The 9,626-nt window shown below is 68.9% G+C and carries 7 protein-coding genes; 3 read left to right on the top strand and 4 right to left on the bottom strand.

Annotated features, from left to right (window positions below):
- The first annotated feature begins 601 nt into the window (after positions 1 to 601).
- Together ACFXGA_RS03230 and ACFXGA_RS03225 are read left to right on the top strand one after the other, a co-directional pair.
- Complete coding sequence (locus ACFXGA_RS03230) at positions 602 to 2,851, top strand: protein kinase (RefSeq protein ID WP_378083896.1); 2,250 nt, start codon at positions 602 to 604, stop codon at positions 2,849 to 2,851.
- A gap of 166 nt (positions 2,852 to 3,017) precedes the next feature.
- A complete protein-coding gene (locus tag ACFXGA_RS03225) occupies positions 3,018 to 3,146 on the top strand; it encodes a VOC family protein (protein WP_378083894.1) in 129 nt (42 codons plus the stop codon).
- Here the strand turns inward: ACFXGA_RS03225 and ACFXGA_RS03220 are convergent, their stop codons facing one another.
- The 4 genes from ACFXGA_RS03220 to pdhA all read right to left on the bottom strand — a co-directional run bounded on the left by ACFXGA_RS03220 (position 3,147) and on the right by pdhA (position 7,769).
- Complete coding sequence (locus ACFXGA_RS03220; protein WP_378083892.1) at positions 3,147 to 4,052, bottom strand: MerR family transcriptional regulator; 906 nt, start codon at positions 4,050 to 4,052, stop codon at positions 3,147 to 3,149.
- 108 nt (positions 4,053 to 4,160) lie between these two features.
- Complete coding sequence (locus tag ACFXGA_RS03215; protein ID WP_378083891.1) at positions 4,161 to 5,537, bottom strand: dihydrolipoamide acetyltransferase family protein; 1,377 nt, start codon at positions 5,535 to 5,537, stop codon at positions 4,161 to 4,163.
- A gap of 10 nt (positions 5,538 to 5,547) precedes the next feature.
- Positions 5,548 to 6,576 carry an alpha-ketoacid dehydrogenase subunit beta gene (locus tag ACFXGA_RS03210; RefSeq protein WP_378083889.1) on the bottom strand — a complete coding sequence of 343 codons (1,029 nt, stop codon included), beginning with the start codon at positions 6,574 to 6,576 and terminating at the stop codon, positions 5,548 to 5,550.
- Positions 6,576 to 7,769 carry a pyruvate dehydrogenase (acetyl-transferring) E1 component subunit alpha gene (pdhA, locus tag ACFXGA_RS03205; RefSeq protein ID WP_378083888.1) on the bottom strand — a complete coding sequence of 398 codons (1,194 nt, stop codon included), beginning with the start codon at positions 7,767 to 7,769 and terminating at the stop codon, positions 6,576 to 6,578. Before pdhA ends, ACFXGA_RS03210 begins: the two co-directional genes overlap by 1 nt.
- A 442-nt stretch (positions 7,770 to 8,211) precedes the next feature.
- Here pdhA and ACFXGA_RS03200 point away from each other — a divergent pair, with 442 nt between their 5' ends.
- The gene (locus ACFXGA_RS03200; protein WP_378083886.1) at positions 8,212 to 9,624 is read left to right on the top strand and encodes a M20/M25/M40 family metallo-hydrolase; all 1,413 of its coding nucleotides are present in this window, start codon (positions 8,212 to 8,214) and stop codon (positions 9,622 to 9,624) included.
- Positions 9,625 to 9,626 lie beyond the last annotated feature (2 nt).

The raw sequence follows: 9,626 nt of genomic DNA, 5'->3' as shown, positions 1-9,626 counted from the left end.
TGGGGGTGGCGGGGCCACTCTCGGGCTTGATTAAAATGTTTGTTTATCAACCGGGCCCGCCGGGGGCCCCCCGGGGTGGGGGGGGGGGGGGCCCCCGCGGGGCCCCCCCCCCCGCTGCTTTATTGGCCAGGTCGCCGCTCGAACGGTTCCGCCGTGACGTCGACAGCCCCGCCACCAGGTAAGCGTTGATGACCACCCGGGCCGCGCCAAGAGATAACCACCTGGCGCACAGATCTCCGTCATCGATGAGACTCCGACGTGCAAGTATCAGCTGATCACCATGACACCCTGGTGGTTGTGGCCGTGGCGGTGCCGACCAGTTCTACGCTGCACCCGTGCCGCTGCGATCCTCTTGGCTGGTGCGAGAAGTGGACAAATTCTGTACGCGTGTTCATCGCTTTGACGGCCGGGCAGTCCGCAATTTTGCGGCACAACCGAGCCCTTCATTCGATTCAGCTCCACTGACAGTCGACGTCCACGGCCAAGCGCCTCACCAAAGGTACTGCGTTTGGAGCAATCGCACACTTTGTGCCCGGTGACACTGGCACCTGCACAACCATCCGACGTAGGCTTTCATATCCGATTGAGCCAAGGGGAGAGCGTGTCACGCAAGGTCGCGATACTCGCCGGTATCAACAAGTACTCCGGTCGTTGGTCCCCACTGGACTGCTGCCTGCACGACATCGAAGAGGTAGCGGCCGTACTAAGCATGCCGGAATATGGTTTCTCCACCCAGCTGCTCAGAGACGAGCAGGTTACCCGCACAGCGATGACCCGAGCCCTGGTGGAGGCGAGGAACAGTGGTGCCGAACAAATCGTGCTGTACTTCTCCGGTCACGGCGCGGCGACGGAGCTCGGGACTTACGTCGTCACCTACGACAACGAGGACTTCGACGAGGGCATCGAGTTACGGAAACTGGTAGACCTGCTTGGATCGGGTCCTGGTGATCAGCAGAATCTCATCCTCCTCGATTGCTGCCACTCAGGCGCAGCAGTGACCTCACTCCCCGGTTCACACCATGTCCGCTCGTTACGCAACGGGGATGTGACCGATGTGCTTAGGCCAAACAAGTCGGTCGCAGTCATGGCGGCGTGCACGAGTGACCAGTTGGCTTGGGAAGCCCGGAACACCGGGCACGGCATCTTCACGCACTACCTTCTGCAGGCGATGCTCGGCGACGCTTCAGACCATCAGGGCAACCTGACCGCAAATAGCCTCTACGACGTCGTGTCACGGAACATGGCTAACCACGAGACCACTCGGGATGAAAACCAGAAGCCGGTGTTTGGCGGGCACGTATCAGGTCGGCTCGTCCTCGCTTCCGGACTCACGCCGACACTCCCGCCACCCCTCCCTGAGGACGAGTTCCGCGTGATCGAAGCCGAGGCAGCAGCACTAATCGAGGATTACAACCAGTTCAAGTCCCGGTTCGACACCGTTGCCTGGCGCGCCAGTGGACACGACGCATGCAGCCGAAAGCTGGAGGCCGTCGACAAGTGGTTCTCCAGCAAGTCGAGGACGCCCGGACTGGCCAAACGCGTCAATTTTCGACAGTCGATGGAGACCTTGCTCCGGTATCGGATCGAACTCGGCACCATGGGCACCGGAACGGTCATACCCGAAGGTGAACTGGAGGAACGCATCGGCGAGGGTGGATTCGGCACGGTGTGGAAGGTGCTGGACCGCGAAACCGGCAAGCGGGTCGCCTTGAAGCTCTACCACCCACACGAGATGAGCGATGCGGAGAAGGCCAAGCGGTTCGAAAACGGGTATGACGCGATGCGCCTGCTCAAACACCCGCGAATCGTTGCGGTCCAGCGGTACAGCCGATGCCCCACCGGGTTCGTCATGGATTACATCGAGGGTTCCAACCTCCGTGACCTGGAACCACACTCGTTTATGGAACCGCAGCAGCTGATCCGCATGCTGATCGAGATCGCCGAGACGATTCAGCACGCTCACCTGCACCAGGTCATCCACCGCGACATCAAGCCGGAAAACATCGTCTGCCAAGCTCAACCCGACGGCACCTTCCGCCCATATTTGACGGATTTCGATCTCGCGTGGTTCAACACCAAGACGCAGCGCGCGACGAAGACGGCGATGGGCGCGATCTACTACGCCGCACCGGAACAGTTCTCCAACTTCGATCCGAAGGCCGCGCTGACCAAGACGCCCGCGCTGGACGTGTTTTCTTACGGGCAACTCCTGCACTACTGCTTCACCGGCCGCGATCCGGACCCGGTTCGACTCGACGTGAACCGTGCGAGCCTTGAAAAGGCAGCCGTGCGGGCACAACTCGACAACGCGAGCGTCCTGGCGCTTTGCAACCTCTATCGGAAGGCTACCATCTGGGAATACACGGAGCGGACGCAGGACTTCGCCGAGGTCCTCCGGGATCTGCGCGAGGTGGAGAAGGCGCTGCTCTACACCGATGACCGCGGCGAGTTGGACCGGACGACGTTCCTCGCTGAGCTCATTTTCCGACTGACCGGACGTCCAGTCGTCAATGGCTCGACGTCGTCCTTTGTCTCCTCAGCCGGTACGTGGGAAGTGTCGTTCACCTGGCAGGACCGACGGGAAGGTCGAGCATACCGTCCACTGCTCAACGCGCATTTCACGCCCCAGGACCGCATCGGGCTGGAGAACGTACCGAACGCGAAAATGCGCAAGACGCTCAACCAGCGACTGGAGCACGCGTTGCGGCAACACCTCAGCGCGAGCCACAAGAGCGGGAAGCACGGGACGTACGAGGTCTTCGTCGACATCTTCCCCTGCGAGTTGACTTTTCAGGGCGTGAACGTCGCGGCCAACATCATCAGCGACTCGCTCGGCTCCCTGAGCCTGTAACGTGATCGCCGGCGGATCCGGTTCGGGGTCATGCCAGACATTGCAGTGCGTCGTGCACGGTTATCCTGAGCAGAAGGTAGTGGTCGAGCTCCATTGAGGACTCCGCGGCGGTGAGGTCGCCCCACCGCTGAATGCGCACCAGCCCTGGTGATTTCCCGACATCGGGGTGGAGGACCTCGGCGTGGCCAAGGCCGAGGTCCTCAGGTCGGGCGGGAGGTTGTTGGACGACTCCCGCGAGGCGTGGTGGGTGTTCGCCGATCCGGCGGGTCACCCGTTCTGCCTGGTCCGGGAGTAGTCAGCGGCTCGCTTCGACCAGCCACGCCCGTTCGGCGATGGTGTCGGGCACCTGCGTCTCCCAGCCGTTGACCTTGGCGATCAGCTGCCAGTAGCGCTCGGCCCTCGGGTCGCCGAACTCCTCCAGCCGGCGGGACAGCTCGGGGCCCACCGGCACGTCCATCGCGGACGACCACTTCTCGTTGATCCGGGCCACGACGGCGGCCGCCTCGGGCGAGCGCGGGTCGACGCCCGCGTCCAGCGCCTCGCGCGCCTGCGCGATCGCGTACTGGAACGCCTCCAGCTGCGCCGGCGAGCTCGGCGACAGGTCCGCGCCCTGCGCCCGCATCTCCTGGTGCCTCTCCGACATCCGCCGGATCGACGCCCGGAAGTCCGGGTCGCGCACCAGGTTCGCCAGCTCGATCCACGCCTCCAGCTGCTCCGCCGTCGGGTCGTCCGGCAGCTCGACCCGGACCGACCTCATCCGCTGCTCGAACGTCGGCTCCAGGTCGAGCCCGCCGAACACCTCCTCGAAGAAGTCGTCCAGGATCGCCTGCCGCTCCTCCTCGGACAGCCGCGCCAGTTCGTGCACCATCTCCACCTCCCCGTTCCGCGCCACGACCCGCAGCACGGCCCGGCGCAACCGGAGCGTGCGCATCTGCGCGTCGATGGCTTCCGCGTGAGTCCGCGCCACCTCGGCGACGGACACCTCCCGTGCCAGCACCCGCTGCGCGGTGGGCAGGTCCACGCCCAGGTCGCGCAGGGTCCGCACGAGCTTGAGCCGCGCCAGCCCGTCGACGTCGTAGGTGCGGAACCCGCCCGCCGTGCGCCCCGCCACGGGGATCACGCCGGTGTCGGAGTAGAACCGGATCGTCCGCGTGGACAGCCCGGTCATCCGCGCCAGTTCGCCGATCGAGTAGTGCGTCACGGGGACCACCTTGGACTTTCCAGCCGCTGGAACTTCCAGCGATTTAACGCGACGGGGCCGGCGCCCGAGGTGGACGCCGGCCCTGTCGCGTTCAGCGGAACGGGTGGATCAGTAGGTCATCGCCACGCCGGGGTCGGCGAGGAGCGCGCCCACGTCGGCCAGGAACTGCGAGCCCTGCTGGCCGTCGACCACGCGGTGGTCGAAGCTGAGCGAGAGCTGGCACACCTTGCGCGGCACGACCTGGCCGTCCACCACCCACGGCATGTCCCGGATCGCGCCCAGGGCCAGGATCGCCGACTCGCCGGGGTTGATGATCGGGGTGCCGGTGTCGACGCCGAAGACGCCGACGTTGGTGATGGTGATGGTGCCGTTCACCATGTCCGCGGGCGGCGTCTTGCCCTCGCGGGCGGTCGTGGCGAGCGACTCCAGGGCCACGGCCAGCTCGCGCAGCGACATCCGGTCGGCGTCGCGGACCTTCGGCACCACCAGGCCGCGGGGCGTGGCGGCGGCGATGCCCAGGTGCACGTAGTCCTTGTAGACGATCTCCTGCGCCGCCTCGTCCCACGTCGCGTTGACGTCGGGCGTGCGGCGGACGGCCAGGGTGACCGCCTTGGCCGCGAACGCGAGCGGGGTGAGCTTGACGCCCCGGAACTCCGGCCGGTCCTTCAACCGGGCGCGCAGCTCCATCATCGGGGTCACGTCGACGGCCAGGAACTCCGTGACGTGCGGCGCGGTGAACGCGCTGTCCACCATCGCCTGCGCGGTCGCCCTGCGGACGCCCTTGATCGGCACGCGCCGCTCCCGGGCGCCCCGGTCCGCGGCGGCCGGCGCGGCGGGCGCGGGCGCGACGGCCTGCTCGACGTCCTCCCGCGTGATCACGCCACCCGGGCCGGAGCCCGCCAGCGCGCGCAGGTCGACGCCCAGGTCCTTGGCCAGCTTGCGCACCGGCGGCTTGGCCAGCGGCACGTAACCGCCCGGGGCCACCGGTTCCGCGACCACCGGGGCGGGCGCGGGCTTGGGCGCGGCCGGCGGAGGCGGAGGCGGAGTGACCGCCGGGGTGGCGGCGACCGGCACGGGCGCGTCCTTGCGGGGACGGCGCTTGGCCGAACCCGCCCGCGGGCCGTAGCCGACCAGCGTGGCGATCCGGCCGCCCGGCATCTCCTCGCCGATCTTGCCGTTGGACCCGGCCGACGCCGGAGCCGAACCCGCGACCGGCGCCGGCGCGGGCGCCGCGCCGGACGGGTCCACGTCGATGGTGATGATCGGGACGCCCACCTCGACCGTCTGGCCCACCTCGGCCAGCAGCTCGGTCACCACGCCGTCCCACGGGCACGGCAGCTCGACGGCCGCCTTGGCCGTCTCGATCTCGACGATGATCTGGTTGACCTTGACCGCGTCGCCCGGCTTGACGTGCCAGGTGAGGATCTCGGCCTCGGTCAGCCCCTCCGCCGTGTCGGGCATGGCGAACTGCTTGTACTGCGGCACAGTTCTCCCCCTACCAGGCCAGCGAGCGGTCGACGGCGTGCAGCACCCGGTCGAGGTCGGGGAGGAACTCCTCCTCCAGCTTCGACGGCGGGTACGGGGTGTCGAACCCGGTTACCCGCAGCACCGGCGCCTGCAGCGAGTAGAAGCACTCCTGCTGCACCTTCGCCGCGATCTCGCTGGAGATGGAGGACTCGCTCGGCGCCTCGGTCACCACGACCAGGCGGCCCGTGCGCCGCACCGACTCGTACACCGGCGCGAGGTCGAGCGGGGACAGCGTGCGCAGGTCGATGACCTCCAGCGAACGCCCCTCCTCCTCGGCCGCCGCGGCGGCGTCGAGCGACGTGCGCACCATCGGCCCGTAGGCCACCACCGTGACGTCGGTGCCCGCGCGCAGCGTCCGCGACTCGAACAGCGGTCCGGGCGCGGCGGTCGTGTCGACCTGGCCCTTCTCGTAGTAGCGCCGCTTCGGCTCGAAGAACAGCACCGGGTCGTCGCAGTCGATGGCCTGCTGGATCATCCAGTAGGCGTCGGCCGGGTTCGAGCACGACACGACCTTGAGGCCGGCGGTGTGCGCGAAGTACGACTCGGGCGACTCGGAGTGGTGCTCGACCGCGCCGATGCCGCCGCCGAACGGCACCCGGATCACCATGGGGACCTTGATCCGGCCCTGGGTGCGGAAGTGCAGCTTGGCGACCTGGGACACGATCTGGTCGAAGCCGGGGAAGATGAAGCCCTCGAACTGGATCTCGCACACCGGCCGGTAGCCGCGGATCGCGAGGCCGACGGCGGTGCCGATGATGCCGGACTCGGCCAGCGGGGTGTCCAGCACGCGCTGCTCGCCGAAGTCCTTCTGCAGGCCGTCGGTGATCCGGAAGACGCCGCCGAGCTTGCCGACGTCCTCACCCATCACGATGACCTTGGGATTGGCCTCCATCGCCGCGCGCAGCCCGTTGTTCAACGCCTTCGCGATGGTCAACGTCTGCACCGCGGGCGCGCCGGTGCTGTCGGCGGTGGGGCGGTCCATCGTCGGAGCGGCCATCAGTGCTCACCTCCCGCGAACCCGGCGTGGTAGGCCAGGAACTCGTCGCGTTGCGCCTCCAGGACGGGGTTGCCCTCGGCGTAGACCTCGCTGAAGATCCGACCGGGCGGCGGGTCGGGCAGGTTGACGCAGTAGTCGCGCAGCTCGATCGCGATCTGCTCGGCCTCGGCCTCGATCGACTCGAAGAACGCCTGGTCGGCCCACTGCTGCTTGACCAGGTGCACCTTGACCCGCTCGATCGGGTCCTTGAGCTTCCACAGCTCCAGCTCGTCGGACAGCCGGTAGCGCGACGGGTCGTCGGAGGTGGTGTGCGCGTCCATCCGGTAGGTGAACGCCTCGATCAGGATCGGGCCGTTGCCCTGGCGGCACTCCTCCAGCGCCCAGCGGGTGACGGCGAGCGTGGCCAGCACGTCGTTGCCGTCGACCCGGATGCCGGGGAAGCCGTAGCCGCGGGCCCGCTGGTACAGCGGGAGGCGGGACTGGCGCTCGGTCGGCTCGGAGATGGCCCACTGGTTGTTCTGGCAGAAGAAGACCAGCGGCGCGTCGTACACCGCGGCCCACACGAAGCCCTCGTGCACGTCGCCCTGGCTGGTCGCGCCGTCGCCGAAGAAGCAGATGGTGGCCTCGCCGTCGGAGTCGCCGACCTTGCCGTCGAACTTCTGCCCCATGGCGTACCCGGCGGCGTTGAGCACCTGGTTGCCGATGACGATCGTGTAGGGGTGGAAGCGGTGCTCGACCGGGTCCCACGTGCCGTTGTCGGTGCCGCGGAAGATGCCGAGCAGGTCGGTCGGCTTGATCCCGCGCGTCCACGCGATGCCGTGCTCCCGGTAGCTGGGGAACGCCATGTCCTCCGGCCGCAGCGCCCGGCCCGCGCCGATCTGGGCGGCCTCCTGGCCGAGCAGCGGCACCCAGATGCCCAGCTCGCCCTTGCGCTGCAGCGCGTTCGCCTCGCGGTCGACCCGCCGGACCAGGACCATGTCGCGGTACAGCCCGCGCAGCTCCTCGGCCGTGATGTCGATGTCGAAATCCGGGTGCCGGACGCGCTCGCCCTCGGGGGTGAGCAGCTGCACCAGGTCGGCGCCGCCCTCGTCTGTCGCTCGCAAGCCTGCGATCACCTGTTCAGCCGTCGGTTTGGCAGCAGTGGCCGGCGCGGCATCCGGCCCTGGGTGCGTCCATTTCTCGGGGGACGACATGCGCCTTGTCTCCTCGTCTACGAGGCCGCCCGGTCGCTTGTGGCGATCCTGCGCGGCTGCACCGCCAGTCGCCGTCGCCCCCGGGGTGTGGGGGTCGGGCAACCGTCGGCGCTGACGGTGTTCTCATCCACATCCTGACATGGCCTCACTCGACATGGTGAGCCCCGTCCCACTTCGTAATCTCCGGTACAGCGGTCTGACGTGCGGGAACGGTAGGACGGCCAATCTTCGGCCGTCCGAGTAGAACGTTCGGTGGTCGAACACCCGTGTCCCGGTTACCGATCGTTAACCACTATGCGTGCCGTTCCGGACACGCCGCGTCCGCCGCGAACCGCCACGTAGGCACCCTCGCGGTGGATGGACTACCGACCTTCGGCCGGACCGACCATTTCCACCACGCGAAACCGGCCCCGGGCCGGTGCGCCGTGACAGGATTCGGCACGTGGACCGTTCAGCGCTGACCCGTACCGTTCGCGGGCTCTGGGACGACGACATCCTCCCGAGCCTGTCCGCCTTGGTCGCGGTGCCCGCGATCTCCCCGATCTTCGACCCGGCGTGGGCCGAGCACGGCCACCTGGCCGCCGCGGTGGAGCACGTGCGCGCCTGGCTCGCCGACCGCGACCTGCCGGGCGCGCGGGTCGAGGTCGTCCAACTGCCCGACCGCACCCCCGTGCTGCTGGTGGACGTGCCCGGCACGGCGGAGACGTCCGACACCGTGCTGCTGTACGGCCACCTGGACAAGCAGCCGCCGGTCGGCGGCTGGGGCGAGGGACTCGGGCCGTGGACGCCGGTCGTGCGCGACGGCCGGCTGTACGGGCGCGGCGCGGCCGACGACGGCTACTCGGGGTACGCGGCGATCGCCGCGATCGAGGGCGTCCGGCGGGCGGGCGGCGCGCACGCGCGCTGCGTCGTGCTGCTGGAGACCGGCGAGGAGTCCGGCAGCCCGGACCTGCCCGCGTACCTGGACCACCTGCGGCCGCGCCTCGGCGACGTGTCGCTCGTGGTGTGCCTGGACTCGGGCGGCAACGACTACGACCGGATGTGGCTGACCACGTCGCTGCGCGGGTTGGCGCAGGTCACGGTCACCGTCCGGGTGCTGGAGAGCGGCCTGCACTCGGGCATGGCGAGCGGGATCGTGCCGTCGTCGTTCCGGATCGCCCGGCAGCTCCTCGACCGGTTGGAGGACTCCGCGACCGGCGAGGTGCTGGTGCGCGAGATGCACGTGGACATCCCGGCGGACCGGGTGGCGGAGGTGCGCGAAGCGGTGTCCGCCGCGCCCGGCGTGCTGGTCGACAGCGTGCCGTGGGCCGCGGGGACCCGGCCGGTGACCGGAGAAGAGGTGGAGCTGGCCCTCAACGCCGGGTGGCGGCCCACGCTGTCGGTGACCGGCGCGTCCGGGCTGCCCGAGCCGGACGACGCGGGCAACGTGCTGCGACCGTTCACCACGCTCGTGCTGAGCTTCCGGCTGCCGCCGACGGCCGACTCCAAGGCGTCCATCGAGGCCGTGCGGCGGGCGCTGACGACGGACGTTCCCTACGGGGCGACCGTGGAGCTGTCCCGCATCGAGTTCGCGGACGGGTGGAACGCGCCGGCGCTCGCGCCGTGGCTGCGCGCGACCCTGGACCGGGTCGGCGAGGAGGTGTTCGACGCGCCGTGGCGGACGGTGGCGCTCGGCGGCTCGATCCCGTTCATGGCGCTGCTGCACGAGGCGTACCCGCAGGCGCAGTTCCTGGTCACGGGCGCGGTCGGGCCGGACTCGAACTGCCACGTGCCGGACGAGTGGCTGCACCTGGGGCACGCGGCCCGGATCACCGAGGCGGTGGCCGTGGTGCTGGACGCGCACGCCCGCCGTTAGGG

This window comes from Actinosynnema sp. NPDC059335 (genome assembly GCF_042752395.1).
Lineage (GTDB): Bacteria > Actinomycetota > Actinomycetes > Mycobacteriales > Pseudonocardiaceae > Actinosynnema.
The sequence above is the reverse complement of the archived record's forward strand: the minus strand, read 5'-3'. Positions and strand labels throughout refer to the sequence as shown.